Source organism: Limnohabitans sp. Rim8 (assembly GCF_945901735.1).
Lineage (GTDB): Bacteria > Pseudomonadota > Gammaproteobacteria > Burkholderiales > Burkholderiaceae_C > Limnohabitans_A.
The window spans coordinates 11921-38575 of record NZ_CAMDLM010000004.1 but is presented as its reverse complement, the minus strand read 5'-3'; the positions used below and the strand labels follow the sequence as shown (position 1 = coordinate 38575).

Below are 26655 nucleotides of genomic sequence, written 5' to 3'. Positions count from 1 at the left end.
CGCTAAAAAGATGTCGGACCCTAAAGGCCCGACCTGCCCATCCGTAAACTCTGTCGGCGCTTGTTTTGCAGGTGCTTCAATCTCAGAAAGACCCTGATGCGCTGTAACCTGACACCTGCCTGGCAAACCTTGCAACGCCATGCGAAGAGCTTTGCAGGTTTTGATTTGCGCAGCGCTTTTGCGCTGGATGCCGAGCGGGCACCGGCCCTGAGCCAGACTGCCCCGCATGTGTTTGCCGACCTGTCCAAAAACCATGTGGATGCCGCGACCGAAGCCCTGCTGCAAGCATTGGCCCGTCAAACCGGCCTGGCCGCGCACCGCGACGCCATGTTCCGGGGTGAGCCCATCAACCACACCGAGGGCCGCGCCGTGATGCACTGGCTGCTGCGCCAGCCCGAAGGCACGCTGCCCGGTGCGCTGGCCGTACCCTTGCAGCAAGTTCACGACACCTTGAGGGCCATGCTGGCGTATGCCGAAAGCATCCGCGCCGATGCGCAGCTCACCGACGTGGTGAACATCGGCATTGGTGGCTCAGACCTGGGGCCGCAGATGGCGGTGCTGGCGCTGCAACACTTGGCGATACCGGGCAAGCGCTTTCACTTTGTGTCAAATGTGGACGGGCACGAATTGGCTGCCGTGCTCAAGTGCCTGAAGGCCGAGAACACGCTGTTCCTGATCGCCTCCAAAACCTTCACCACCCTCGAGACCATGACCAACGCCCGCTCGGCGCTGGCTTGGTTCCGGACGCAAGGCGGCACCGATGTGGCCCGCCACTTTGCGGCGCTGACCACCAACGTGGCCGCAGCAGCCGAATGTGGCATCCGCACCACTTTTGGATTTTGGGACTGGGTGGGCGGGCGCTATTCGTTGTGGTCGGCCATTGGCTTGCCCTTGGCCATCGCCATCGGTGCCCAGGGTTTCAGGGATCTGCTGGCCGGGGCGCATGCGATGGACCAGCATTTTCAATCAGCGCCCTTTGAGGCCAACTTGCCGGTGCGCTTGGGTTTGCTGGACGTCTGGTACCGCAACTTTTTGCATTACACCAGCCGAAGCATTGCGCCCTACCACAGCGCCTTGCGCCGCCTGCCTGCTTACCTGCAGCAGCTGGAGATGGAGAGCAACGGCAAGCGGGTGGACCGCCATGGCCAAGCCCTGCCTTATGGCACCTCGCCTGTGCTCTGGGGCGAGCCGGGCACCAACGGGCAGCACGCCTATTTCCAGATGTTGCACCAAGGCACCGATGTGGTGCCGGTGGAATTCATCGCTGTGAAAAAGCCCACGCACAACTTGGCCGACCACCACGAACTGCTGCTGGCCAATGCGATCGCGCAGGCCCAGGCGTTGATGCTGGGCCAAGACGACGAAGGCGGTCACCAACACTTTCCCGGCAACCGACCCAGCACCTTCTTGCTGCTCGACGAACTCACGCCCACCAGCTTGGGCGCACTGATCGCGCTGCAAGAACACCGTGTGTTCGTGAGCGGTTCGGTCTGGGGCATCAACAGCTTTGACCAATGGGGCGTGGAGCTGGGCAAAGTGCTGGCTAAAGACATCCATGCCCGCATGGCCTCAGGCGATCTGGTGGGCCTGGATGCTTCGAGCGCCGCCTTGTTGCAGCGCGTGCGCTTGGGCTGATTTTCAGCCCGCTTGATCACCCCTGGCTTGACCCGGGGTCCGTCTTCTGGTTCGTGTGCGGCCAAAGGCGAACCCCGGTGGTCAGGCATGAAGATGCGCAGTGGGCCCGGCCTTGACAGCAGGCCATGCGTTTGAAGTTTTAACATTTTGATACGTTTAAATTACATTTTTATTTAGTTTATTTGTATTCATATTTTATGATTCAACCATGGACAACGCCATGGATCTTTACGCTGAACTCGGCGTCACATCACAAGCCGAACCCGAAGTCATTCGGGCGGCTTTTCGCTCGTTGGCCCAGCGTTACCATCCCGACCGCCAAGCCGGCGCATCCGCCTTGTGGGCGGCCAAGATGGCCCGGATCAACCAGGCCTACAGGGTTTTGAGCCAGCCTGAGCGGCGTCGTGCTTACGATGCCAGCCGGTATACAGCGCGCCCCCGTTTTGCGGCGCCTCTGATTCACATCACCACGACGCAGGCGTCAGTGCGCAACGCGCTACCGTTTTTGACCACCTACGACGCACGTGGCCGCTTGCACGCTTTTGTCTGAAAGCGAGACATGAACGGTCTGGGGTTCGTTAACCCCCGAGTCTTGCGGAGCTGGGCTTATGATTCCAGAATGGGCCACTTGTCCCCACAGCGCACGGGCCCGAGGTCACCACCGACATGGCCGTGGGCCAGAGCGGTAGCTGGATTTCTTCCCTGGTGTAGGGCCACGGGCACCTCTGAAGCCCCAAACGTGGCGTCTGCACCCACCTACACACATCAAGAAAAACCATGAGCACTGCATTGAACACCTTCATCCTGAGCCTTGGCCTGTTGTCCCTGCCACTCGCGCAGGCCCATGCGCCCGCTGCCCACCAAAACCACCTCGCCAAGTCTGCATCCCCGGCTGAACAAAAAGACTGGGGCATTGCAGGCGATCTTAAAAAAGCCAAACGCACCATCGAGATCCGCATGACCGACGACATGCGCTTTGCCCCCATGGCCATTCAGGTCAAGCTGGGCGAGACCGTGCGCCTGGTGGCCGTGAACGCGGGCAAGGTGCTGCACGAGATCGTGATCGGCACGCCGCAAGAGCTCAAAGCCCATGCCGAGATGATGAAAAAACACCCCGGTATGGAACACGACGAGCCCTACATGGCGCATGTGGACCCCGGCCAAAAAGGCACCATCGTCTGGACCTTCAACCGCGCAGGCAACTTTGAATTTGCCTGCCTGATCCCCGGCCATTTTGAAGCAGGCATGATCGGCCACATCGTCGTCAAGTAAAGGAGACACGCCATGAAAAATGCCCAATCCACCACCTTGCCTCGGCGGCATTGGCTGGCAGCGGCTGCCGTGTTGGCCCTCACCGGTTTTGAGCGCACCGCGCTGGCGCAGGCCACCAACGTGCAGGTCTGGAAAGACCCCAACTGCGGCTGCTGCCACTTGTGGGTGGAACACCTGCAGGCCAGCGGTTTCAAGGTCGAGGTGCGCGACGTGGGCAACACCGCCGCCCGCAAGCGCCTGGGCATGCCCGAGCAGCTCGGCTCTTGCCACACCGCCAGCGTGGGCGGCTACGTGATCGAGGGCCATGTGCCCGCTGCCGACATTCACCGCCTGCTCAAGGAGCGGCCAGCGGCTTTGGGTTTGTCGGTGCCGGGCATGCCGATTGGCAGTCCCGGCATGGACGGCCCCGAGTACAAGGGCCGCAAAGACGCCTACGACGTGCTGTTGGTAAAAAAAGATGGCAGCACGAAAAGCTTTCAACACTACCCGGGGCTGCGCCGCATGGCGCAGCGTGACGGCCTGCAACGCGTAAGCGATGACGCTGCCGCTTTGCCTTGGGCCACAGCCGAGGTGCGGCGCATCGACAAGGCTGCGGGCAAGGTGGCGCTCAAGCACGGCGAGATCAAGAATCTGGACATGCCGCCCATGAGCATGGTGTTTCAGGTCAAGGACCCGAGACAAGTTGGCGCCTTGCAAGTTGGCCAAAAAGTGCGCTTTCAAGCGGTACAGGATAAAGGCGCTTATTGGGTGGTGAAGATCGAGGCTGCGGCCCTGTGAGCTCTTTAGGCGAGAGCGATCGGCACCGCGTGTTTGTAGCGCTCCCTTCCAGCGCAGGCCTAGAACTGCCGCCATGAAAAAAGCCCCGCAAGGCGCGAACCTTGCGGGGCTTATGTTTGGCTGGGTGAGGGCGCAAACCCTCAGTCCAGGCAGACAGGGCAATTACATGCCCATGCCGCCCATACCACCCATGCCGCCCATGTCAGGCATGCCGCCGCCAGCGCCGGACTCGTCTTTAGGGGCTTCAGAGATCATGCATTCGGTGGTCAACATCAAAGAGGCCACAGACGCTGCGTTTTGCAAAGCAGTGCGTGTCACTTTGGTGGGGTCCAAGATGCCCATTTCGATCATGTCACCGTAGGTGTCATTGGCAGCGTTGAAGCCGTAGTTGCCCGAACCGGCCAACACAGCGTTCACCACCACTGAGGGCTCGCCGCCGGCGTTGTACACGATCTCGCGCAAAGGCGCTTCGATGGCTTTCAACACCAGCTTGATACCGGCTTCTTGGTCAGCGTTGTCGCCTTTGATGGTGCCAGCAGCCTGACGTGCACGCAGCAAAGCCACGCCACCACCAGCCACAATGCCTTCTTCCACTGCAGCGCGGGTGGCGTGCAGGGCGTCTTCAACGCGGGCTTTCTTTTCTTTCATTTCGACTTCGGTGGCAGCGCCCACCTTGATCACGGCCACACCGCCAGCCAACTTGGCCACGCGCTCTTGCAGCTTTTCGCGGTCGTAGTCAGAAGTGGCTTCTTCGATTTGCACACGCACTTGCTTGACGCGGGCTTCGATGTCGATCGCAGCGCCTGCACCGTCGATGATGATGGTGTTTTCTTTGCCCACTTCGATGCGCTTGGCTTGGCCCAAATCGGCCAAAGTCACTTTTTCGAGGGTCAGGCCCACTTCTTCAGCGATCACTTTGCCGCCGGTCAGAATAGCGATGTCTTCCAACATGGCTTTGCGGCGGTCACCAAAGCCAGGGGCTTTGACGGCGACCACTTTCAAGATGCCACGGATGGTGTTGACCACCAAAGTCGCCAAGGCTTCGCCTTCAACTTCTTCGGCAATGATCAACAAAGGACGGCCCGCTTTGGCAACGGCTTCCAATGTAGGCAGCAGATCGCGGATGTTGCTGATCTTCTTGTCAAACAACAACACGAAGGGGTTGTCCAGCAAAGCGGCTTGCTTTTCGGGGTTGTTGATGAAGTAAGGCGACAGGTAGCCGCGGTCAAACTGCATGCCTTCAACGATGTCGAGCTCGTTGTCCAAAGACTTGCCGTCTTCCACCGTGATCACGCCTTCTTTGCCCACTTTGTCCATGGCTTTAGCGATGATTTCGCCGATGCTGTGGTCGCTGTTGGCAGAGATCGAACCGACTTGGGCGATTTCTTTGGTGGTGGTGGTGGCCTTGGTGGCTTTCTTCAGCTCTTCGATCAAAGCAGTTACAGCCTTGTCGATGCCGCGCTTCAGATCCATCGGGTTCATGCCGGCGGCCACGTACTTCATGCCTTCGTGCACGATGGCTTGGGCCAACACGGTGGCGGTCGTGGTGCCGTCGCCTGCATTGTCAGAAGTCTTGGAAGCGACTTCCTTGACCATCTGCGCGCCCATGTTTTGCAGTTTGTCTTTGAGTTCGATTTCCTTGGCCACGGACACACCGTCTTTGGTCACGGTGGGGGCGCCGAACGAGCGCTCCAGAACCACGTTGCGGCCTTTAGGACCCAAAGTCACTTTGACCGCGTTGGCCAAAATGTTCACGCCTTCAACCATGCGTGCGCGGGCTTCGCCGCCGAAAATTACGTCTTTTGCTGCCATTTTTCTAACTCCAAAATTGATTTAATCGGTTGAGGACAGAGCGAACGGGCGCTTCGCGCGTCGTTCGCGCTGTCCCGCAAGTTATTCCACTACCGCAAACAGGTCTTCTTCTTTCATGACCAACAGCTCGTCGCCGTCGACCTTGACGGTCTGGCCGCTGTACTTGCCGAACAACACGCGGTCGCCGACTTTCACGCTCAGGGCTTTGATGTCGCCTTTGTCGTTGGCTTTGCCAGGGCCGATGGCCAAGACTTCACCTTGATCGGGCTTTTCTGCAGCGGAATCGGGGATCACGATGCCCGAGGCTGTTTTGGTTTCGCTTTCGATACGCTTGACGATCACGCGATCGCCCAAAGGACGCAGTTTCATGGAATCTCCTGGATTTGAAACAAGGGTTAAAAAAACAAAAACACCTGAAAAAGGGTGTTGATGAAATCTGAGGAGGGGCGTTGTTAGCACTCAACTCCTTCGAGTGCTAATGATAAGGGCTTTTTCGCACATTTCAAGTCCAGGGCCTTTTTTACTGGCGAAGCGGGCAGGGTGTGTCGGTGTCTTTTGAGCGGTCCAAGAGAGCGCCGCAAACCATGTCGGTGCTGATGTCGCCCTTAAATAGCTTGATTTTTTGAGCCAAGTCGATGAGAAAGACCCCCATTGACGGGTGAATGCCCATCAAGACCAATGGGTGGGTGATGACCTTGACATGCGCCCAATGGGCCATTGTTTCGAAGGCGGGCGGCACATGTTGGCTGTCGTGCCAGCCGCAGCGTCTCCGGTTCAAGGCAAAATCACCCCCCTATGCTTTTTTGGTTCCGTATCTTTTCCCGTTGGCCTCTGTGGTTACTGCATCTGCTGGGCAGCATGGGGGGGTGGCTGGCCTGGTTCTATTCGGGAAGCTACAGAAGCCGTTTTCTGGACAATGCCCGCCAAGCGGGCTTGGACTGGGGCACGGTGTGGCGGGCTGTGGGGCAGGCTGGGCGCATGTCTGCCGAGTTGCCTCGTTTGTGGTTGGGCCAAACCCCGCCACTGTTCTGGGACGATGACCGCGCCGCTTTAGACGCCTATGCCAGCGGACAAGGGGTGCTTTTTTTGACCCCGCACATGGGCTGTTTTGAAATCACAGCGCAGGCACTGGCGCTGCGCTTTTCTGAACTGCAAGGCCCTTTGACGGTGCTTTACCGTCCTGCGCGCCATGCCGGATTGGGAGAAGTGATGACCTTGGCCCGCCAAAGACCCGGTCTGGAGGCGGTGCCCACCACCTTGGCGGGGGTGCGCCAAATGATCAAGGCCTTGCGCTCAGGCCGCGCCGTGGGTTTGTTGCCTGATCAGGTGCCGCCCGAGGGCATGGGCCAGTGGGCCCCGTTTTTTGGCCAACCGGCTTACACCATGACTTTGGCGGCGCGTTTGGCCTTGCAAACCAGCGCCCGTGTGGTGCTCATCTGGGGCGAGCGCTTGTCTTGGGGGCGCGGTTACCGCTTGCACACCCAGGCGCTGAGCCACGAACTGTCGGTTGACCTGGACACCGCCGTGGTGCAGATCAACCAGGCCATGGAGTCGCTGATCCTGCAGTGCCCATCGCAATACGTCTGGGGATATGCCCGCTACAAAACCCCCAGGCAGACCTGAGCAGCCCTCACAAATCATGCTGAATTTGTTGATCTTTGTTATGCGTTTGTTGGCGCGCATGCCGTTGCCGTGGTTGCGTGCGGTGGGTCATGGTTTGGGTTGGTTGCTGTGGCACCTGGCCCGTCAGCGCCGCCGCGTTGTGGCCATTAATTTGCAAAAGTGCATGCCCGAGTTGTCCGAGCCGGAGCGTGAGGCGCTGGCTTACCGCCATTTTGTGGTGTTTGGCCAGTCGGTGCTGGACCGTTCTTGGCTTTGGCATGCGCCTGAGGCACTGGTGCGGCAACGCCTGCGCTGGGTAGGGGATCTGCAAGCCTTGAAACAGCCGGGGCCATTGGTGGTGTTTGCCCCGCATTTTGTGGGGCTGGATGCCGGTGGCCTGGCAGTCTCCCTGGATGTCCCCGGGCCGATCGCGTTCATTTTTGTCGGGCAGTCCAATCCGGCGGTCGATGCCTTGGTGCGCCAAGGGCGCGAGCGCTCGGGCAATGTGCGGCCGTACTTTCGGCATGAAGGCATGCGGCAAATTTTGACGCGCCTCAAAAAAGGCGAACCCTTGCACTTGTCACCTGACATGGATTTTGGCCGCAGCGAATCTATTTTTGTGCCCTTCATGGGGGTCGAACAAGCCGCCACTGTGCCTTCGCTGTCGCGTTTGTCCAAGGTGGTGGGTGCGCGCGTGGTGCCGGTGGTCACGCGCATGACGCCGCAGGGGTATGACATATCAGTGCATGCGCCGCTGACCGATTTCCCGAGCGCCGACCTGGTGCAAGACACCGCCCGCATGAACGCCTTGTTGGCCGACTGGGTGCGCACCATGCCCGAGCAGTATTACTGGGTGCACAAGCGCTTCAAGACTCGGCCCGAAGCTGAGCCGGGCTTTTATTGAAGCAAGGGCGCAAGGAAACCGGTGATTTCACGGATCACCTGCTCGGGTTTTTCATGCACCACCCAGTGGGTGGCTTGGGCGATGGGCACCAGTTTCAGATCGGGCACATGCTGCGCCAGGCCTTCGGTCAGGCAGGGCAACAAGGCCACATCGTCTTGTGCCCACAGCACCAGCGTGGGCACACCGATGTGCAGGGCTTCTGGCGGGATCTGAACCGCCGATGCGCCCGGGTCTTGCGCCGTAGCGGGGCGCAGGGGTGAGGCCCGGTAATAGTTCAGCCCACCTTGCAGGCCATGTCGCCAGGTCTGCCGGTAGCGTTCTTTGATTTCAGGGGTGAGCCAGCGGGCGGCTGCGTGGGTGAGGTCACCCGGTGGCTGCGTGAGCGAGGTCAGTGAACGGTCGTTTCCGTCCAGAAAACCCAGCAAGCGTTCAAAATCGTTGGCCGCCAGTTGCGCTGCCGCATCGGGCTGCACCAGAAAGTTCATGTACGCGCTGGCCGCTTGTTGCGCTGCGTGACTTTGCAGGGCTTTGAGAAAAGGACCGGGATGCGGCGAGTTGACGATGACCATTTGGCGCAGAAGGTCGGGGTGCTGGTTGGCCAGGCTCCAGGCCACCGCGCCGCCCCAATCATGGGCCACCAAAGCGGCCAATGGGGCCAGGCCCGATTCCAGGCCGATCAGGGCCACAATGTCTTGCACCAGGTGCTTGGCCCGGTAGGCCTTGACATCTTCTGGGGCGCTGGAGCGTTCATAGCCGCGCAGGTTGGGGGCCACGCAGCGGTAGCCGCCGTTTTCGGGTTTGGAAAAGTGGACCAGCAAAGGGTCCCAAACCCAGGCGGCTTCCGGAAAGCCATGCAGGAAAATCAGCACGGGACGGCCCCGTTTGCCGCAGGCGCGGCAGCTCAGGGTGATGCCGTGGGGCAGGTCCTGCTGCCAGGTCTCAATGTCGGTCGGGGATGTTGACACGGGGGCACTCCTTGCGTGGCGGCGATCCAGTTGCTGTCAACTGCTTGGACTCACTCGTCCAGGGCTTCGGGTTCTGCTTCGGGTTCTGCTTCGGGTGGTTCGGAGTGCGCCGGAGCCGGGGCGGCGTCTTCGGCCGAGTGGGTCCAGTCCCACAGCAGTTGGGCCACTTCGTCCACGCCTTGTTTTTTCAGGGCTGAAAAAAGTTTGACTTCACCGCCACCGGCCTGCAGACGCGCAATCGACAAGGCTTTGGCTTGTTCGGCGCGGGTGAGCTTGTCGGCTTTGGTCAAGATGATCAGGAACTTCAGGCCTTCTTCAACACGCGGACGGATCACTTCCAGCAGGATGTCGTCGAGTTCGGTCAGGCCGTGGCGCGGGTCGCACATCATGACGATGCCCTTGAGGTTTTCGCGGCTGACCAAATAGTTGGCCATGACTTGCTGCCAACGCAACTTGTCCATCTTGGCCACAGCGGCATAACCGTAACCGGGCAAATCGGCCAGCACGGTGTCGGTGATGCCTTGTTTGCCTAAAGCGAACAGGTTGATGTGCTGGGTTCGGCCGGGTTTTTTGGAGGCAAAGGCGAGCTGCTTTTTTTGCGTCAGGGTGTTGATGCAGGTGGACTTGCCCGCGTTGGAGCGGCCCACAAAGGCGATTTCGGGCGCGTCCATCGCGGGCAGGTGGTGCAGTTGCGCGGCGGTGGTCAAAAAACGGGCGGTGTGCATCCAGCCCATGGGCGTGACAACTGCGGGGTTGTTGCGCGCCGCCGAAACCACGGCCGGACTGGCTTTGGCGGCTTTGGGGGGGCTTGCAGGAACGCGAACATGGGGGCGGGAGCTCATAAATCAGGGATACCTTGGGCCGTCAGGAAACTGACGCAGACCTCATTGTAGAATCCTTGGGTTTTGCGCCAACTCTTGGATTACGCCATGAAGTCGATTTTCTCTCTCTTGACCACCGCCCTGTCAGCCGCTTTGGTGGCCGGTTCTGCCTTGGCTGCCGGCCCTGCGCCGCAATCCGCCAAACCCGACCTGGCCAAAGGCGAAGCCATTTTCAGCCAAGCTTGTGTGGCTTGCCATGCGGCAGATGGCAACTCCAGCACGCCAGCCAACCCGAAGTTGGCCCAGCAACACCCTGAGTATTTGCTCAAGCAACTGCAAGAGTACAAATCGGGCAAACGTGCCAACGCCGTCATGAGCGGCATGGTCGCTGCCCTCAGCCCTGAAGACATGCGCAACATCGCTTTCTGGTTGGCTTCCAAGCAAGCCAAACCTGGGTTTGCCAACGCCAAAGAAACCGTGGCTTGGGGTGAGCGCATTTACCGTGGTGGCATCCCTGACCGCCAAATCGCCGCTTGCGCGAGCTGCCATTCGCCCAATGGCGCGGGCATGCCTTCGCAGTACCCCCGGCTGTCGGGTCAGCACGCTGACTACACCGCGGGCCAATTGGTGATGTTCCGTGAAGGCGTGCGCAAGAACAACCTGCAAATGACGCAGGTCGCCGCCAAGATGAACGACCGCGAAATCAAGGCGGTGTCGGACTACATCGCGGGTCTGCGCTGATTGTTGGGCCGGGTGATGACCTGGGCACGTGTCCGTTTTGCCCTGTGAACTTCAGGGGGTTTAAGGTCAAGGGCACTGCCCTAGCACATAATTAAGAATCGGCTGATATGACAAGCACCAAGGCCGGTTTTCCGGCCTTGAACGTTTCTGGCGGGCCCTGTCCCGCCATTTCTATGCTGGCTTCTTTTTTGAACACCCCATGACGACTGTTGCATCCCACCCTGAATCCGAGCGCAGCTCGCCCCGAGGGCAGGCCGTGATCGAATTGCTGTCGTCGATGCGGTTTGCCATTTCCTTGCTGACGATCATTTGCATCGCCTCGGTGATCGGCACGGTGCTCAAGCAAAACGAGCCAACCAACAACTACATCAACCAGTTCGGGCCGTTTTGGGCCGAGTTGTTTGCCACCCTCAATCTCAACAGTGTTTACAGCGCCTGGTGGTTCTTGTTGATTTTGGCTTTCCTGGTGCTCAGCACCAGCCTGTGCATTGCCCGCAACGCGCCCAAGATTCTGGTGGACCTGAAGAACTACAAGGAAAACATCCGCGAGCAAAGCCTCAAGGCTTTTCATCACAAGGCCGAAGGCCATTTGAACGAGACGCCCGAGGCTGCGGCCAAGCGCCTTGGGGCCCTGCTGGCCACGGGCGGCTGGAAGGTCAAGCTGCAAGAGCGGGACACCCCGGCGGGCAAGGGCTGGATGCTGGCGGCCAAGGCGGGTGCGGCCAACAAAATGGGCTACATCGCGGCGCATTCGGCCATCGTGCTGGTGTGTGTGGGGGGCTTGCTCGATGGCGACTTGGCTGTTCGCGCCCAGATGTGGTTTGGCGGCAAGGAAATCTACAACGGCGGCGGCCTGATCGCCGATGTGCCCGCGCAGCACCGCCTGTCCGAGCGCAACCCGGCGTTTCGCGCCAATTTGTTGGTGGCCGAAGACACCGCGTCGGGCACCGCCATCCTGAACCAGTCCAACGGCATCTTGCTGCAGGAGCTGCCCTTTGTCATTGAGCTGAAAAAATTCATCGTCGAGTACTACTCGACGGGCATGCCCAAGCTTTTTGCCAGCGACATCATCATCCACGACAAGGCCACGGGCGAGAAAAAGGAAGCGCGTGTTGAGGTGAACCACCCGGCCAGCTTCAAGGGCATCAACATTTACCAGTCCAGCTTTGACGACGGCGGCTCCAGCGTCAAGCTGCAGGCCGTGCCCATGGGGGTGGCCACCCAGTCTTTTGAGGTGGAAGGCACCATTGGCGGCAGCACCGACCTGACCAATGGCAACGAAAAATTGAGCTTGGAGTTCACCGGGTTGCGCGTCATCAATGTCGAGAACATGTCGGAAGGTGAAGGCCCCACAGGCACAGCGGTGGATGTGCGCAAGGTGGATTTGCGCAGCGCCATCGATGAGCGTTTGGGGGCGGGTAACAAAACCACCCAGACCAAAGACCTGCGCAATGTGGGCCCCAGCGTCAGCTACAAACTGCGTGATGCGGCGGGCCAAGCCCGTGAATACAACAACTACATGTTGCCGGTGGATGCAGGTGACGGCGTGCCGGTGTTCTTGCTGGGCATGCGCGAGGCGCCCAGTGAGCCTTACCGCTACCTGCGCCCCCCGGCCGATGAAAACGGCGAGTTGACCGGTTTCATCCGATTGCGTGCTGCCCTTGAAACGCCCGAGCTGCGTGCGCGTGCGGTGCAGCGTTATGCCCGCCAAGCGGTGGACCCCCAACGACCCGAATTGACCCAGCAACTGGCCTATTCGGCTGAGCGTGCTTTGGGCTTGTTTGCAGGCAAAGAAGAAGTCAAGGGCCAAAAAGTAGCGGGCCTGCAGGCCTTGGCAGATTTTCTGGAGGCCAATGTGCCCGAGGCCGAACGCGCCCGCGCAGGCGAGATGTTTGTGCGCATTTTGAACGGCACCTTGCTCGAGTTGGATGCCGTGGCGCGCGAGCAAGCCGCAGCCCAACCTTTGCCTGCCGACAAAGTGCAGGGCTTCATGTCGCAAGCTGTGCTGGCCCTGTCTGACGCGCCGTTTTACTCCGCGCCCATGACGTTTTTGCTGAAAGACTTCAAGCAGGTGCAAGCCAGCGTGTTCCAGGTGGCCAGAGCGCCGGGCCAGTCCATCGTGTACTTGGGCTGTGCCTTTTTGATCATGGGTATTTTTGCCATGCTGTATGTTCGGGACCGTCGCCTGTGGGTTTGGCTGTCGCCCCAGGGCGCGGGTGCCCAAGCGAGCTTGGCCTTGTCGTCCAACCGCAAGACCATGGACGTAGACCGTGAATTTGAACAACTGACCGCCCGTTTGCTGGGCCGCTCCGAGAAAACACCATGACGACTGTGACTTTGAACCCCGGCTATTTTTCCAGCCGCTCGGCCCTGGATTGGGGCTTTGCTCTGTTGGCGTTGTTGGGTACGGTGTTCGCCTTCACCCGCTACCAGCACGCCATGGATGTGTACGAGCAAGGCATTTTGATCGGCACTTTGCCAGCGGTGATCTGGCTGGCCTGGTTCTGGCGGCCGCTGCGCACCCTGGTGCTGGTGGTGACGGGTTTGTCGCTGTTGGCCATTTACCTCTACCAAGGCGATTTGGCCCGGTCCGAGCAGGTGTTTTTGCTCAAGTATTTCCTGTCCAGCCAGTCGGCCATCTTGTGGATGAGCCTGCTGTTTTTCATCAGCACCATGTTTTATTGGGCGGGCATGTTCATTCGCGGGCAAGGCGATGCCATGGAGTCTTTGGGCTCGCGCATGGCTTGGGTGGCGGTGGGCTTGGCGCTGATCGGCACCCTGGTGCGCTGGTACGAAAGCCACCAGTTGGGCCCGGACATTGGCCACATCCCGGTCAGCAACTTGTATGAAGTTTTCATCATGTTTTGCTGGATGACGGCGGCGTTCTATTTGTACTATGAGGCGCAGTACAAGACCCGCGCTTTGGGTGCGTTTGTCATGTTGGTGGTGAGTGCAGCGGTGGGCTTTTTGCTCTGGTACACGCTGGTGCGTGAGGCGCATGCCATTCAGCCCTTGGTGCCTGCCCTCAAGAGCTGGTGGATGAAGATCCATGTGCCGGCCAACTTCATTGGTTATGGCACCTTTGCCCTGGCCGCGATGGTGGCTTTTGCCTACCTGATCAAGCAAACCGCTGGCGAGACACGTTGGTACAAACTGGCCCCCTTGTGGTTGTTGGGCATCGTGTTGTGTTTTGAGCCGGTGGTGTTCCGCCAATCCGCCAACGACCAGACCAGCAGCTACTGGATGGTTTATTTTGGGGTGTCCGCCTTCATCGTGGCAGGCATTTTGTTGGGCCGCCGACGCATCGCCGAGCGCCTGCCATCTTTTGAAATCCTCGACGATGTGATGTACAAATCGATCGCCGTGGGCTTTGCCTTCTTCACCATCGCCACCGTGCTGGGCGCTTTGTGGGCGGCAGAGGCCTGGGGCGGTTACTGGAGCTGGGACCCGAAAGAAACCTGGGCCCTGATTGTCTGGCTCAACTACGCCGCCTGGCTGCACATGCGCCTGATGAAGGGCCTGCGCGGCACCGTGGCCGCTTGGTGGGCTTTGGCGGGCCTGGGCATCACGACTTTTGCCTTCCTCGGGGTTAACATGTTTCTGAGCGGCTTGCACAGCTACGGCACGCTGTGACTTCAGGGGCGATGTTGCTCAAGTCAGAAATGGCCTGGGGCCCTCCGACTCACAGCTGGTCGTAAAGCGTCAGTCCGTGGGTTACGGCATTGAGCAGGACCTCGGTTCTGAAGGGCTTCCATAAAAAGGTGACCGCGTTCGATTGCTGCGCGGCCAGTGTTTCATGGGGCAGGCTCTCGCCGCTCATGAAAATCACCGGAACGCGGTTGCCTGCTTGGACCATTTGGGCTTGGAGTTCCACGCCCGTCATTTTGGGCATGCGCACATCGAGCAACATCACACGCCGCTCGGTCACCGGCTCGGCTGCCAGGTAAGCATGGGCGCCGTCGTGGGTGCGGACTTTGAAGCCACGGGCCTCCAACACCAGCTGCAGCATGCGCCGGATGTCTGGATCGTCATCGACCACTTCGATCAGGGCTGGGTTGGACATGGGGCTTCAAAAAACAAGGTGGTACTTGATTTTAACGACCGCTCAAAGGCCTTGGCGTGTGGCCAGAGCCTGGAACTGGCCGCAGTTTGGCGACGTCCAATGCCGAGGCCTGTCGGTCGACAGTGGGGCATGGCTTGTCTCTTGTTGCGGGACTTTTGGCCCCTTTGTGCAAAAGTGATTGGGACCGTTCACAATGAACACGAGGTAATTCACCATCAGGTCCATCACATGATCATCCGCTCTTCTTCATCGGGTTTTTTGCACCCTGTGCCCAGCGACATCACCCCCCAGGCGGCTTACCAATCCCGCCGCGACCTCATGCGACAGCTCGCCGCGGGCTCGGCGGGCGTGGCTTTGGCGGGCTGGGGGCTGCGCGACGCCCAAGCTCAAATGGCCCGGCCCGGCCAGCTGCCGCCCCTGGCGTCGGTGCCCACCAAGATGGCGGGTGCCGTGGTCATGGACAAGCTCACCCCCTACAAAGATGCCGCCACGTACAACAACTTTTATGAGTTCGGCACCGACAAGTCCGACCCGGCCAAGCGGGCCCACACACTCATGACCGATCCCTGGAGCGTGGAGATCGAGGGCTTGGTGAAGAAGCCCGCCCGCGTGAACTTGGAAGACCTGCTGAAGTGGGGCGCCATGGAAGAGCGCATTTACCGCTTGCGCTGCGTGGAAGGGTGGTCGATGGTGATCCCCTGGATCGGTTACTCGCTGGCCGATCTGATCCGGCGCGTGGAGCCCCTGCCGGGTGCCAAGTTTGTGGAGTTCGTCACCCAGGCTGACCCCAAGACCATGCCGGGTTTGCGCTCGAGTGTGCTCGATTGGCCTTATCTCGAAGGCTTGCGCATGGACGAGGCCATGCACCCCCTGACTTTGCTGGCCTTTGGCATGTATGGCGAGGTGATGCCCAAGCAAAACGGTGCACCCCTGCGTCTGGTGGTGCCCTGGAAGTACGGCTTTAAGAGCAGCAAGAGCCTGGTCAAGATCCGCTTCACGGACAAGCAGCCGGTCATCTCCTGGGAGAAATCTGCGCCTCAGGAGTATGGTTTTTATTCCAACGTGAACCCGAATGTGGACCACCCACGCTGGAGCCAGGCCACCGAGCGGCGCATCGGCGAAGACGGTTTGCTGGCCAAGAAGCGCAAGACGCTCATGTTCAATGGCTACGAGACACAGGTCGGTCAGCTTTATGCTGGCATGGACCTGAAAAAGTTCTTCTGATGCCGCTGCGGGTCAAAGTCTTGAGGGCATGAGGGCGGCGCTGCGTCATCCCGCCGCTTGGTGGGCCCTTTTGGTGCTGGGCTGCCTGCCCTTGGCCTGGTTGCTGGCGCAAACCCTGCAGGACCAGCTCGGCCCCAACCCCGCCGAAGCCCTGATCCGCGCCACGGGCGACTGGACGCTGCGCAGCCTGTGCCTGGTGCTGGCAGTCACCCCTTTGCGCGTTCTGCTGGGCTGGCCCGAACTGCTGCGTTTTCGGCGTCTGCTGGGATTGCTGGTGTTTGGCTACGCCAGCCTGCATCTGATGTGCTACGCCTGGTTCGACATGGGTTTTGACCTGGCCGACACGCTGCAAGACATCTTCAAGCGCCCCTTCATTTGGTTGGGTTTCAGTGCTTTTGTGATTTTGCTGGCACTGGCCGCCACCTCGTTCAACCGCGCTGTGCGTTGGCTGGGCGGCAAGCGCTGGCAAATGCTGCACCGGGGTGTTTATGCGGTGGCCGTGCTGGCCGTGCTGCACTTTTGGTGGATGCGCGCGGGCAAGCAGGACTTTGACGAGGTGCTGGTGTATGGCGGCATCTTGGCGGGTTTGCTGGGCTGGCGCTTGCTGCGGTCAGTGCGACGACCCTAAGTGCCCGCTCACACGCTGTGCATCGTCTTGAGGGTTCAGTCGCTTTCTAGACGAGCTGCTCCAACGCAAAGGTGTCAAACGCCGATTCGCGTTGGCGAATCAGGTGGGCCTTTGTGCCGTCCACCAGAATTTCTGCTGCGCGGCCTCGGGTGTTGTAGTTGCTGGCCATGCTCATGCAGTAAGCACCTGCCGACAACACGGCGAGCACGTCACCCGCTGCTACCTGCATCTGGCGGTCGTGGCCGATCCAGTCGCCGCTTTCGCAGACCGGACCGACCACGTCGTACACCACGCCATCGCCCGGGCGGGGTGTCACGGGCACGATCTGGTGGAAAGCCTGGTACATGGCCGGGCGGGGCAGGTCGTTCATGGCGGCGTCGACGATGCAGAAATTCTTTTGCTCTCCGGGCTTGAGGTACAGCACTTCGGTCAGGCACACGCCCGCGTTGCCCACAAGTGAGCGACCCGGTTCGATCATGAGTTGGCGCTGGCCGTAACCTCGGGCATCAAGTTTGGTCAGCAGCTGTGCCCACAGCGCATCGGCTTCGGGCGGGGTGTCGCCGTTGTAGTTGATGCCCAGACCGCCGCCAAAGTCGATGTGGTGGATCGGAATGCCCGCTGACTCGACCTCGGCCACCAGGTCCAGCACCCGGTCCATGGCGTCCAGATAGGGTGTGCTGTCGGTGATTTGTGAGCCGATGTGGCAGTCGATGCCCACCACCTTCAGGCCCGGCAGGCTGGCCGCATGGCGGTAGGCGCGCAGGGCTTCTTCATGGGCGATGCCGAATTTGTTGCCTTTGAGGCCGGTCGAGATGTAGGGGTGGGTTTTGGGGTCCACATTAGGGTTGACGCGCAGGCTGACCGGGGCTTGTTTGCCCAGACCCATGGCCACCTCGCTCAACACATCGAGTTCGGCCTCACTTTCCACGTTGAAGCAGCCAATGCCCACTTGCAAGGCTTGTTTCATTTCAGCGCGGGTTTTGCCCACGCCCGAAAAAATCACCTTGGCCGGGTCGCCGCCTGCGGCCAGCACGCGGGCCAGTTCGCCGCCCGAGACGATGTCAAAGCCACAACCGGCCTCGGCAAACACCTGCAAGATGGCCAGGCTGGAATTGGCCTTCATGGCGTAGCAAATTTGCGCCTGGCGGCCGGCAAAGCCGCGCTGGTAGGCGGCCAGGGCCGCGAGCATGGCGGCCTTGGAATAGACGAACAAGGGCGTGCCGTGTTCGCGGGCCAGTTGAGACAGCGCCGCGCCCTCCACATGCAGCTGGTCGCCCGCATAGGCGATGTGAGGTTGTCCTGGGAGCGCGGTGTTAGAGGTCATGGGTTAAGGATGCTCGGGGAAAAAAAAGGGATGTCAAGTAGGCAGGTGTCAACGGGGCTTGAGCTTGGGTCTGTGCTCGTTATCGAGGCGTTGCAGCAGGAATCGGTTGCGGTGTGGTGGCTTGGCCAGCGGGCGCAGGCGCGCTTGGCGAGGCCTTGGGGGGCGAGTGCAGCGGGTTCAGTGTTTGGGGCAAGGTGGCGCGCCCGGCCGAAGCCGGCGTGCTGGGCAGGACCAGCGGGCCCCGTTGACCGCAAGCGCTCAATACGGCCGCACCGCCAACAAGGGCATGCAGCATGACTAGAATCTTCATCACCTTCAACATGCTGCGATTGTAATGACCGACCTTGAATTTCTGGACCAAGCTGAACGCCTGCTGACGGGCGTAGAGATCAGCTGTGATCGTCTGAACGACGACACCGATGCCGACGTGGACAACCAACGGGTGGGCGGCATGGTCACTTTGACGTTCCCCAACCGCAGCCAGATCGTGATCAACCTGCAAAAGCCCCTGCATGAAGTGTGGCTGGCGGCCCGCTGCGGCGGTTTTCATTACAAATTTGACGGCGCGCACTGGCAAGACACCAAGGGCCAGGGTGAGTTTTGGCAGAGCCTGTCGCGATATGCCTCGGAACAATCAGGACAAAGCTTGACGTTCAGTCCATGAGCATTTGGGCCATTGGCTTCGTGTGTCAAGCCTTCAAGGGCTTCAATTTCTGAACAGGTCGAGTATTCGCTTGCGCTCTTCTTGCGGTTGCATGGCGTCTGCTTGGCCACTGGTGTCGCTGTTGCCGCCCAGTGACGCAATGCCGTTGTTGCCTGAAAATTCCGAATAAAACCATTCGCCCCCGATTTGGACCAAACCCTCTGCAGGCGTGGGCTCGGTGATGGGCAGGGCCCGCAAGGCGGTTTCCATGTACTTGATCCAGACAGGCAAGCTCAGACCGCCCCCGGTTTCTCGGTCGCCGAGTTTGCGGGGTGTGTCGTAACCGATCCAGACCACGGCGGCGATTTGGCTGTGGTAGCCCGCAAACCAGGCGTCCATGGCATCGTTGGTGGTGCCGGTTTTGCCGTAAATGTCCGGCCGTTTGAGTGTCGCTTGTGCGCGGGCGGCCGTGCCGGAGCGGGTCACTTCCTGCAACAGGTTGTTCATGACAAAAGCGTTGCGCTGGGGAATCGCACGTTTTGACGTGTCATCGATTTCAGGGGCAGGGCTGTCGACCAACAAACGGTCCTTGTAGTCGGTGATGCGGTTGATCAAATGGGGGCTGACCCGGTAGCCCCCGTTGGCAAAAACCGAATAGCCCGTGGCCATTTGCATGACCGTGACCGAGCCTGCGCCCAAGGCCATGGTCAGGTAGGGTGGGTGTTTGTCCGCGTCAAAGCCAAAGCGGGTGACCCACTCTTGTGCCGGGCGGGTGCCCACCGATTGCAGCACGCGAATGGAGACCATGTTTTTGGACTTGGCCAAGCCGGTGCGCAAGCTCATGGGGCCATCAAACTTGCCATCGTAGTTTTTGGGCTCCCAGGGCTGGCCACCGGTCACACCCCCATCAAAAAACAAGGGCGCATCGTTGATCATGGTCGCAGGCGAGATGCCTTTTTCCAGCGCGGCGGAATAAATGAAGGGTTTGAAACTGGAGCCTGGCTGCCGCCAGGCCTGGGTGACGTGGTTGAACTTGTTCTTGGCAAAGTCAAAGCCGCCGACCAGGGCTCGGATGGCGCCAGTTTGCGGCGTCAAAGCCACAAAAGCGCCTTCGACTTCCGGCAATTGGGTCAGCTCCCACTGGCCCTTAGGCAGTTGAACAATGCGGACTACAGCTCCTTTGCGTATGCGTTTGGCCTCTGGGGCTTTGTCTGACAGGCCCGATTGGACTGGATTGAGGCCATCACCTGTGATGGTGATTTGTTCGCTGTTTTGTCGGACCACCACGACTTTTTTAGGGGATGCCTCCAGCACGACCGCTGACACCACATCGCCGTTGTCCGGGTGGTCTTCCAGGGTATCGTCAATCAGGTCTTCGGCCAGTTTGGGGTTGTTGGGCAGGTTGATGAATTTTTCAGGTCCACGGTAAACTTGGCGGCGCTCGTAGTCCATCAGGCCCTGGCGCAACGCCTGGTAGGCCGCCATTTGGTCCTGCGACTGAATGGTGGTGTAAACGTTCAGCCCACGGGTGTAGGTGTCCTGCCCGTATTGGGCGAAGACCATTTGCCTGACCGTTTCTGCGACAAACTCGGCGTGTAGGGTTTTTTTGTTGCCCGATGATTTCAAGGCCAAAGGCTCGGCTTTGGCTTGCGCAGCCTGTTGCGCGGTGATGTAGCCGTTTTCTTCCATGCGCTCGATGATGTAGAGCTGGCGTGAACGGGCACGTTTGGGGTTGGCGATGGGGTTGAAAGTCGAGGGCGCTTTGGGCAATCCGGCCAGCATGGCCGCTTCGGCAATGGAGATGTTTTTGAGCGATTTGCCGAAGTAAGTTTCTGCCGCCGAGGCAAAACCATAGGCTCGGTTGCCCAGGAAGATCTGGTTCATGTAGATCTCCAGAATCTGGTCCTTGGTCAACAGGTGTTCCAGTTTGTAGGTCAGCAAAATTTCGTAGATCTTGCGGGTGTAGGTTTTTTCGGAAGACAAGTAGACGTTGCGCGCCACCTGCATGGTGATGGTGGAAGCGCCTTGGCTTTTCAAACGCCCGATGTTGGCGATGCCCGCACGCAAAATGCCCAGGTAGTCCACGCCGCCATGGTCGTAAAAGCGGTTGTCCTCAATGGACAGCACCGCGTACTTCATGATTTTTGGGATGTCTTGGATGGGCGTGAGGTTGCGGCGCTCTTCGCCAAATTCACCCATCAACTGACCATCGGCGGTGAACACGCGCAGGGGCAGTTTGGGCTTGTAGTTGGCCAGGTCCGAGATGTCAGGCAAGTTGGGGAAGGCCGTTACCATGGCCACGCCCACCACCATCAGCAAACAAAACAAGCCTGCTGCAAGCAATCCCATGGCCCACAAGCTCAACTTGACCAGCCAGCCCCAAGCGCTGGAAGCGGGGGGCTTGGTTTTGGGGGCTCTTTGGCGGGTGTCCGGTGCAGTGTCTTGATGGGGCATAGGGCTTGGGGTGGGTGCGGCCAGCGGATGACCAGGCGCATTGCATTATAAAAATCCTGCGCGCCAGCACAGTGTCAAATTTTGAAATATGAATACTTTAAATATAAAAATAGATTGTTCTTCCAGCAAAATCATGTTACAAAACTTGGCAACACAAGCCATCTTTGGCTTGGACAAGGAGGATCATGCCATCTTGGTCTCGGTTTTGGCAGCAACTGGCCCGTCTTCGGGTGCGGCGGGCCTGGGGCTTGGCCTCGGATGGCCAGGATTGGGCCTTGATGGGCTTGTCATTTCACAAAGTGGTGGGTGTTCGCGTGCAAGCGATGGAAAAAATCATTCCCACGGGCTCGGATCACGCTGCTTTTGGATTCACTGAAGGATTGAGGCGGGTGGGCGTGCGGGCGCGCCAGCAGGTTTCTGTGGCCTTGGCGGAAGACAAGGTGATGGCGGGGGTCCTGGAGTTGCCTGCACAGTTGCCCCGCGATGACTGGGCTAGCGAGGTGCAGCTGGAAGTGGCACAGGTGCTGGGTTTGGCGCCAGATGAGGTCAATTTTGATTTTGAAGCCGACCCGGTGAGCCAGGGCTTGCTGACCCGCGTGAATTGGGTGGGTTGCGATCAGGTGCACATTTTGGCGCTCAAGGACGCGGTGCGCAGGGCCGGTTGGCAGCTCGACAGCGTCGAGCCCGCTTGGTGCGCAGCCCATCGGGCGGTGAGCCATCTCAAGGGGGGTCTGGACAGTTTGCTCACGCAAGCCCCGCAAGACTGGCAATTCGATTTAACTTTGGATCAGGAACTGGGTCAACGGCAAGGCTTGGGCAGGGCGCCTGTGGAATGGGATGTTTTGTTGAAGCAGGCCCTGCAATCGAACGCCGGGCCCCGCCTGGTGGCCTCGGGTCTGGCGCTCAAAGCCTGGCTGTGACGATGGCCTTCAACCTTTTGCAGTACCCTGCTTTGGCGAGGCAGCGTCGAAGACTTCACCGCAGGTGGACCTCCTTGGCCGGTTTGGTGGTGGGGGGCCTGGCGGCCTTATTGGGAATGGCGGGGGTACAGGAACAACGGCTGCATCTGGCGCAAGAAGTTGCCCTGCTGCAGTCCCGCTTGAAGCAGGTGCAAACCCAGTTGGCGACAGACAAGGCTCGGCAAGCGCAGCACACCACATGGCAGCAGCAAGCCGCACATGTTCAAGCGCTGAAGGTGGAGTTACAGGCCTGGGAGGACTTGCATCAGGCCTTGCTGCAGGAGGCCGGCCCGGACTCGGTGCAGTTGTTGCGCTTTCAGCTCGATTCACAAAGCCTGGAGTTGCACGGCCAGGCGATCAATTTGCAGAGAATGGCGCAGGCCCAAGCGCGCTTGTCTGTCCCACTGGTTGACCCTGCACGGGACCCAGCCTGGACGCTGGTCAGCCTGCTGAATTCGGCGGGTGCTGACAACGCAGCCCCACCGGCGACGCAGGAGTTTGTCTGGCAGGCCCATTGGCCGCAGTTGGGGACAGGCCGCGTTGCCGCAGCGCCTGGCATCAATCGGCGAGAGGCCGAGCCCGGCAGGGCGCAACCATGAGTCGACCCCGAGCATTGACCTGGCGTGCCTTGGCCCCTGCTTGGCGGCTGGGTTGGCCCAGCCTTTGGCGCGACCGGTGGCGCTGGTTGGCACGCCGCTGGGCATTTGCACTGGCCGGATTTGGGCTGGGTTTGCTGGGGGTAGGCAACGGGCAACTCCAAGCCTTGGACGCTTTGTGGGAAAGTCAGGCTCAGCTACAAGACCTGCGGGCGCAACTTCTGGCGCAGCAAAAGCAGGCTAGCCATGGGCCTGGAGCCCACACCGACTTGACGGCTCCAGCGGGCCCGCCACCGGTCATGGCTTGGTGGCCTGTCCAAGGCACGCAGTCCGCAGTTTGGCCACAACTCGAGCGCTTGTTCGCGCAACACGGCGTGCGTTTGTTGTCTTTGCGACCTGAGCCAGCCAGCCCCATGGGCGCTTGGCCCAGCCAGGCCGTGGCGTTGCGGTTGCAGGCCCGATTTGACGATTGGGTGGCCGTTTGGGCAGCCATGAACGCGCGCGGCCCAATCTGGGCCATTGAGCGGTTGCGCATCACTCCCCAGGGGGGCGGGGTGGCCATCGAAGCCGTGATGCGCCTGTGGCTTTCTCCGGCAACGAGTATGCCGGGTGGGGGCTCAGCGATGGCGCCTGGGGCCTTGTTTCCCGGTCCTGCCCCTGTCGGATGGCGAGCCAGGGCAGGTGGCCCTGTCTTTGTGACAACGCCTGTGCCCATCGTGGCCTCTTCTGTGGCGGCCCCGAACTTACAGGACGAGGGCCCGCTGTTCAGGCTCACCGGGGCTGGCGTGCCCTCCCTGACCTCACCGCAAGAGAACCGCACTTCGGTTGTGCAAACAGCGCTGCTTTCGCCTGACCCTGCCGATTGGCCCTTTGAGCAAGTGCGTCTGGCGGGCATTTGGCGGCATGCGCATGAAGCGCAGCTGATTTTGATGGCTGGACCACATTGGGTGCCTGCCCGAGTGGGCCAGCGCATCGGTACGCAAGGTCATGTGGTGCAAAGCATTCATGCCCGGGAGGTGCATTTGCGCGCTGGGCAAGGTCCGATGCAGGTGATTGGTTTGGAAAAGGCAACGCCATGAGATCCAGTGCACTTCCTTTGAGCGCTTGCAAAAGCCCGATGTGGCTTGCCGCACAGTGTTGTTTGTGTTTTTGCATGGCGCCTGGTGTGGCAGCGCAAACCCCGCAGCAGGCCAGTCCGAAGATTGGAATTGAAGCTCCCGCTTTGAAGAGTGCCCTCGCATCGGGCGCCGCCGATGATCTTCGGCCCATCAGCCTGAATTTTCAGAATGTTGAGATCACCACCTTGCTGCAGGTCTTTGCCGAGTTCACCGGCTTGAATTTGGTGGCCACCGACAGTGTGAAGGGCCAGGTGACGGTTCGGCTGACCGATGTGCCTTGGCCGCAAGCCCTGCAAATTGTGTTGCAGTCCAAGGGACTGGCTTCTCGTCAGGATGGGCGTGTGCTGTGGGTGGCGCCGCAGGGGGAATGGTCCCAGCGCGAAAAAATGCAACTGGAAGCCCAAGCCGCGCTGGAGTCTGTGAGCCCGCTGCAGACGATGAGCATGCGTTTGCAATATGCCCGGGCCACGGATGTCGCTCAGCGCTTGCAAGGGGCCGGATCGGGAGGTGGCCGCTGGCTCAGCAGCCGGGGCAGTGTTCTGGCAGAGCCGCGCACCAACCAATTGTTCATTTCCGACTTGCCGCAGCGACTGACAGAGGTGCAAAAACTGTTGCTGCAGCTGGACATTCCCGTGCGACAGGTGCTGATCGAAGCTCGCATTGTCGAGGCCGACGACCAGTTCGGACAATCGCTGGGCGTGCGATTGGGGGCTGGCTTGGCGGTGCCCTTGCGTGTGAACCAGCGGGCAAACACCCTGGCTTTGGGGGCGGGCAATGCTGAGACGGGCGCGGGGGTGGTGACCGGCAACCAGGTCAAGCTGCCTGCGGGCTTGGCTGGGCAGACATTGAATGCGCCAGCCAGTTTTGCAGTGTCCTTGTTCAACGCGGCGGCCGATCGGTTCATCAACGTGGAAATCTCCGCGCTGGAAGCCGATGGCCGGGGCAAGGTGGTCTCGCGCCCGCGGGTGGTCACAGCCGACCAAACCAAGGCCTTGATCGAGCAAGGCACCGAATTGCCGTACCAGACCGCATCGGCCAGTGGCGCGACCTCGATCACCTTCCGCAAGGCCAACCTGAAGCTGGAGGTCACGCCACAAATCACCCCAGACGGCTCGGTGGTGCTGGAGGTGGACGTCAACCGCGACAGCGTGGGCCAGCTCACCCCGGCCGGTTTTGCCATCAACACCAAGCACGTCAAGACCCAGGTGCGCGTTGAGGACGGTGGCACCGTGGTGTTGGGTGGCATTTTTGAGGAGACCGACCGCAACAACGAAGCCAAGGTGCCGGGCCTGGGGGATGTGCCGGGCTTGGGCTGGTTGTTCAAGAACCGCGACAAGTCCCTGCGCAAAAGCGAGTTGCTGATTTTTTTGACGCCCCGCGTCATGGCCGATGGTCCGGCGACTGAGCAGCCTTGATGTTCGCGACGGTCTTCGCGCTGTTCCCTTGACTTGTGACATGAGCGTGTGATTGGGAGCAGCGCCCAAACCGCGTCGAATACACTTGCAGGCCGCGATCCCCAGGCCCCGAGCTTGGGGGCTGACGCTGATTTTTTCTGCAAGAGAATTCCTTTGATCATCATCTTTGTGGGCCTTCCCGGCTCGGGCAAAACCACCATTGGCCGCCAGTTGGCGCGCCGTCTTGGTCAGCCGTTTGTCGATTCCGACCATGAGATCGAGCACCGTCTGGGCTGCTCGATCCGGGAGTTTTTTGCTCGCGAGGGGGAGGACAGTTTTCGGAATCTGGAGCAGCAGGTGATTGACGAGTTGACCCAAACGCAGCAAGGCGTGATCGCCACGGGGGGCGGTGCCGTTCTGCGCGAAGCCAATCGACGGCACATGCATGAACGTGGCCAGGTGATCTACTTGCGCTCCACACCGGAAGATGTATTTCGGCGCGTGCGCCATGACACCGCCCGCCCTTTGCTTCAAGTGGACGATCCGCTCAGCCGTTTGCGCACCTTGTTTGAATCGCGTGACCCACTGTACCGAGACGCGGCGCACTTTGTCATCGAAACTGGCCGCCCTTCGGTGGCCATGCTGGTCAATATGATTTGCATGCAGCTTGAGTTGGCGGGACATTTGCCGCTGAGAGATCAGGCTGGGCCGTAGCGTTGAGCGAGAGGCGAGAGGCATGTCGGGTCTAGTGTTCGCCGCGCAACGCCAAAAGCCAAACGCTCAACGCTCAACGCTCAACGCTCAACGCTCAACGCTCAACGCTCAACGCTCAACGCTCAACGCTCAACGCTCAACGCTCAACGCTCAACGCTCAACGCTCAACGCCCCCTGATTTACCCTGATTTGGGCGGGTGCATGCGTGTGTGGCGGAAAATTGGTGCAAAATAGAACGATCGTTCTTTTTTGGTGCACCATGACCGACACCCCAATCCCGCGCGAAACCGAGCTTTCACCCGCTGCCGAAAATGGCCGCCGTGTGCTGATCAAAGGCCAGCAAACCAAGGCTGCCATCATTGATGCTGCCTTGGGATTGGCTGCACAAATCGGTCTGGAAGGCCTGTCGATTGGGGCGGTGGCCGAAGTCACGGGCATGAGCAAATCGGGCGTATTTGCTCACTTCGGCTCGCGCGAAGAGCTGCAGATCTCTGTCATCCGTCAATACCACGACCGATTCGAGTCTGAGGTGTTTTACGCCGCCATGCAAAAACCGCGCGGCGTATCGAGATTGCAGGCCTTGTTTGACAACTGGATGGTGCAGACCTCGGCTGAGATTGATTCGGGCTGCATTTACATCAGCGGGGCGGTCGAATTTGACGACCGCACCGGCCCGGTGCGCGACGCGCTGGCCTCTTCGGTGGCCACTTGGCAAACCGCTTTGCGCCGGGCTGTGGAGCTCGCCCAGGTCGAAGGCCAGCTCAGCCGCGCATCCGATGCGCACCAGATCGCTTTTGAAATCCATGGTCTGATCCTAGCGCTGCATTACGAGGCCCGCTTTTTGCGCAACCCCAGTGCGACTGACCGCGCACGCCAAGGCTTTCAGCACATCCTGACCCGCTACGCCGGCACCGGTACACCTGCCCTGCCTGCGCCTGCCAGCGTGGCCAAGTCACACAAGCTCGCTGCCGTGCCCAAGGCGCGACGCAAGCCTGCGAACGACTGATTT

Annotated in this window: 26 protein-coding genes; 18 read left to right on the top strand and 8 right to left on the bottom strand. The window is 60.2% G+C overall.

The window, feature by feature from the left end; all coding sequences use genetic code 11:
• Positions 1-96 precede the first annotated feature (96 nt).
• The 4 genes from pgi (at position 97) to Q0O99_RS17505 (ending at position 3684) form a co-directional block, all read left to right on the top strand.
• Positions 97-1635 carry a glucose-6-phosphate isomerase gene (pgi, locus tag Q0O99_RS03225; RefSeq protein WP_293748490.1) on the top strand — a complete coding sequence of 513 codons (1539 nt, stop codon included), beginning with the start codon at positions 97-99 and terminating at the stop codon, positions 1633-1635.
• A 220-nt stretch (positions 1636-1855) separates the two neighbouring features.
• Positions 1856-2185, top strand: coding sequence for a J domain-containing protein (locus Q0O99_RS03220; RefSeq protein ID WP_293748488.1), 330 nt, complete (start codon positions 1856-1858; stop codon positions 2183-2185).
• Between the two features lie 227 nt (positions 2186-2412).
• Positions 2413-2907, top strand: coding sequence for a cupredoxin family protein (locus Q0O99_RS03215; protein WP_293748486.1), 495 nt, complete (start codon positions 2413-2415; stop codon positions 2905-2907).
• A 12-nt stretch (positions 2908-2919) separates the two neighbouring features.
• Positions 2920-3684: a DUF411 domain-containing protein gene (locus Q0O99_RS17505; protein WP_367185170.1), complete on the top strand. Its 765-nt coding sequence runs from the start codon at positions 2920-2922 to the stop codon at positions 3682-3684.
• A gap of 162 nt (positions 3685-3846) precedes the next feature.
• Here Q0O99_RS17505 and groL read toward each other — a convergent pair whose 3' ends face one another.
• Together groL and groES are read right to left on the bottom strand one after the other, a co-directional pair.
• A complete protein-coding gene (gene groL, locus Q0O99_RS03200) occupies positions 3847-5496 on the bottom strand; it encodes a chaperonin GroEL (protein WP_293748484.1) in 1650 nt (549 codons plus the stop codon).
• A gap of 81 nt (positions 5497-5577) precedes the next feature.
• Positions 5578-5865 (bottom strand): co-chaperone GroES, encoded by a 288-nt coding sequence (gene groES, locus Q0O99_RS03195; RefSeq protein ID WP_293748483.1) that lies wholly within the window; start codon positions 5863-5865, stop codon positions 5578-5580.
• Between the two features lie 426 nt (positions 5866-6291).
• Here groES and Q0O99_RS03190 point away from each other — a divergent pair, with 426 nt between their 5' ends.
• Positions 6292-7119: a lysophospholipid acyltransferase family protein gene (locus tag Q0O99_RS03190; protein WP_293748481.1), complete on the top strand. Its 828-nt coding sequence runs from the start codon at positions 6292-6294 to the stop codon at positions 7117-7119.
• Positions 7120-7135: 16 nt separating this feature from the next.
• Positions 7136-8002, top strand: coding sequence for a lipid A biosynthesis acyltransferase (locus Q0O99_RS03185; protein ID WP_293748479.1), 867 nt, complete (start codon positions 7136-7138; stop codon positions 8000-8002).
• Here the strand turns inward: Q0O99_RS03185 and Q0O99_RS03180 are convergent.
• Entirely contained in the window at positions 7996-8967 is a 972-nt protein-coding gene (locus Q0O99_RS03180; RefSeq protein ID WP_293748477.1) for an alpha/beta hydrolase, read from the bottom strand. The two genes, Q0O99_RS03185 and Q0O99_RS03180, sit on opposite strands and share 7 nt — an antisense overlap.
• 50 nt (positions 8968-9017) lie before the next feature.
• A complete protein-coding gene (yihA, locus tag Q0O99_RS03175; RefSeq protein WP_293748674.1) occupies positions 9018-9701 on the bottom strand; it encodes a ribosome biogenesis GTP-binding protein YihA/YsxC in 684 nt (227 codons plus the stop codon).
• Positions 9702-9896: 195 nt separating this feature from the next.
• Between yihA and Q0O99_RS03170 the strand changes: the two genes are divergently transcribed.
• From Q0O99_RS03170 to ccsB, 3 genes are all read left to right on the top strand, one after another.
• The gene (locus Q0O99_RS03170; protein ID WP_293748475.1) at positions 9897-10529 is read left to right on the top strand and encodes a c-type cytochrome; all 633 of its coding nucleotides are present in this window, start codon (positions 9897-9899) and stop codon (positions 10527-10529) included.
• 199 nt (positions 10530-10728) lie between these two features.
• On the top strand, positions 10729-12855 hold the full coding sequence (locus Q0O99_RS03165) for a cytochrome c biogenesis protein ResB (protein ID WP_293748473.1): 2127 nt from the start codon (positions 10729-10731) through the stop codon (positions 12853-12855).
• On the top strand, positions 12852-14162 hold the full coding sequence (gene ccsB / locus Q0O99_RS03160; protein ID WP_293748471.1) for a c-type cytochrome biogenesis protein CcsB: 1311 nt from the start codon (positions 12852-12854) through the stop codon (positions 14160-14162). Before Q0O99_RS03165 ends, ccsB begins: the two co-directional genes overlap by 4 nt.
• 49 nt (positions 14163-14211) lie before the next feature.
• Here the strand turns inward: ccsB and Q0O99_RS03155 are convergent, their stop codons facing one another.
• Positions 14212-14592 carry a response regulator gene (locus Q0O99_RS03155; RefSeq protein ID WP_293748469.1) on the bottom strand — a complete coding sequence of 127 codons (381 nt, stop codon included), beginning with the start codon at positions 14590-14592 and terminating at the stop codon, positions 14212-14214.
• Positions 14593-14820: 228 nt separating this feature from the next.
• Here Q0O99_RS03155 and msrP point away from each other — a divergent pair, with 228 nt between their 5' ends.
• A complete protein-coding gene (gene msrP / locus Q0O99_RS03150) occupies positions 14821-15816 on the top strand; it encodes a protein-methionine-sulfoxide reductase catalytic subunit MsrP (RefSeq protein WP_293748467.1) in 996 nt (331 codons plus the stop codon).
• Between the two features lie 28 nt (positions 15817-15844).
• Positions 15845-16444 (top strand): sulfite oxidase heme-binding subunit YedZ, encoded by a 600-nt coding sequence (locus Q0O99_RS03145; protein WP_293748465.1) that lies wholly within the window; start codon positions 15845-15847, stop codon positions 16442-16444.
• Between the two features lie 46 nt (positions 16445-16490).
• Here the strand turns inward: Q0O99_RS03145 and lysA are convergent, their stop codons facing one another.
• Complete coding sequence (gene lysA, locus Q0O99_RS03140; RefSeq protein ID WP_293748463.1) at positions 16491-17768, bottom strand: diaminopimelate decarboxylase; 1278 nt, start codon at positions 17766-17768, stop codon at positions 16491-16493.
• Between the two features lie 79 nt (positions 17769-17847).
• Positions 17848-18063, bottom strand: coding sequence for a lipoprotein (locus Q0O99_RS03135; RefSeq protein ID WP_293748461.1), 216 nt, complete (start codon positions 18061-18063; stop codon positions 17848-17850).
• 39 nt (positions 18064-18102) lie between these two features.
• Between Q0O99_RS03135 and cyaY the strand changes: the two genes are divergently transcribed.
• Entirely contained in the window at positions 18103-18432 is a 330-nt protein-coding gene (gene cyaY / locus Q0O99_RS03130) for an iron donor protein CyaY (RefSeq protein ID WP_293748459.1), read from the top strand.
• A 42-nt stretch (positions 18433-18474) separates the two neighbouring features.
• Here cyaY and Q0O99_RS03125 read toward each other — a convergent pair whose 3' ends face one another.
• Positions 18475-20760: a penicillin-binding protein 1A gene (locus tag Q0O99_RS03125; RefSeq protein WP_293748672.1), complete on the bottom strand. Its 2286-nt coding sequence runs from the start codon at positions 20758-20760 to the stop codon at positions 18475-18477.
• A gap of 290 nt (positions 20761-21050) precedes the next feature.
• Here Q0O99_RS03125 and Q0O99_RS03120 point away from each other — a divergent pair, with 290 nt between their 5' ends.
• The 6 genes from Q0O99_RS03120 (at position 21051) to Q0O99_RS03095 (ending at position 26652) form a co-directional block, all read left to right on the top strand.
• On the top strand, positions 21051-21785 hold the full coding sequence (locus tag Q0O99_RS03120) for a hypothetical protein (protein WP_293748457.1): 735 nt from the start codon (positions 21051-21053) through the stop codon (positions 21783-21785).
• 74 nt (positions 21786-21859) lie between these two features.
• Positions 21860-22423, top strand: coding sequence for a hypothetical protein (locus Q0O99_RS03115; protein WP_293748455.1), 564 nt, complete (start codon positions 21860-21862; stop codon positions 22421-22423).
• Positions 22420-23499 (top strand): hypothetical protein, encoded by a 1080-nt coding sequence (locus tag Q0O99_RS03110; RefSeq protein WP_293748453.1) that lies wholly within the window; start codon positions 22420-22422, stop codon positions 23497-23499. Before Q0O99_RS03115 ends, Q0O99_RS03110 begins: the two co-directional genes overlap by 4 nt.
• A 143-nt stretch (positions 23500-23642) precedes the next feature.
• Positions 23643-24953, top strand: coding sequence for a type IV pilus secretin PilQ (locus Q0O99_RS03105; protein ID WP_293748451.1), 1311 nt, complete (start codon positions 23643-23645; stop codon positions 24951-24953).
• 153 nt (positions 24954-25106) lie between these two features.
• On the top strand, positions 25107-25646 hold the full coding sequence (locus Q0O99_RS03100; RefSeq protein WP_293748449.1) for a shikimate kinase: 540 nt from the start codon (positions 25107-25109) through the stop codon (positions 25644-25646).
• Between the two features lie 259 nt (positions 25647-25905).
• Entirely contained in the window at positions 25906-26652 is a 747-nt protein-coding gene (locus Q0O99_RS03095) for a TetR/AcrR family transcriptional regulator (RefSeq protein WP_293748447.1), read from the top strand.
• Positions 26653-26655 lie beyond the last annotated feature (3 nt).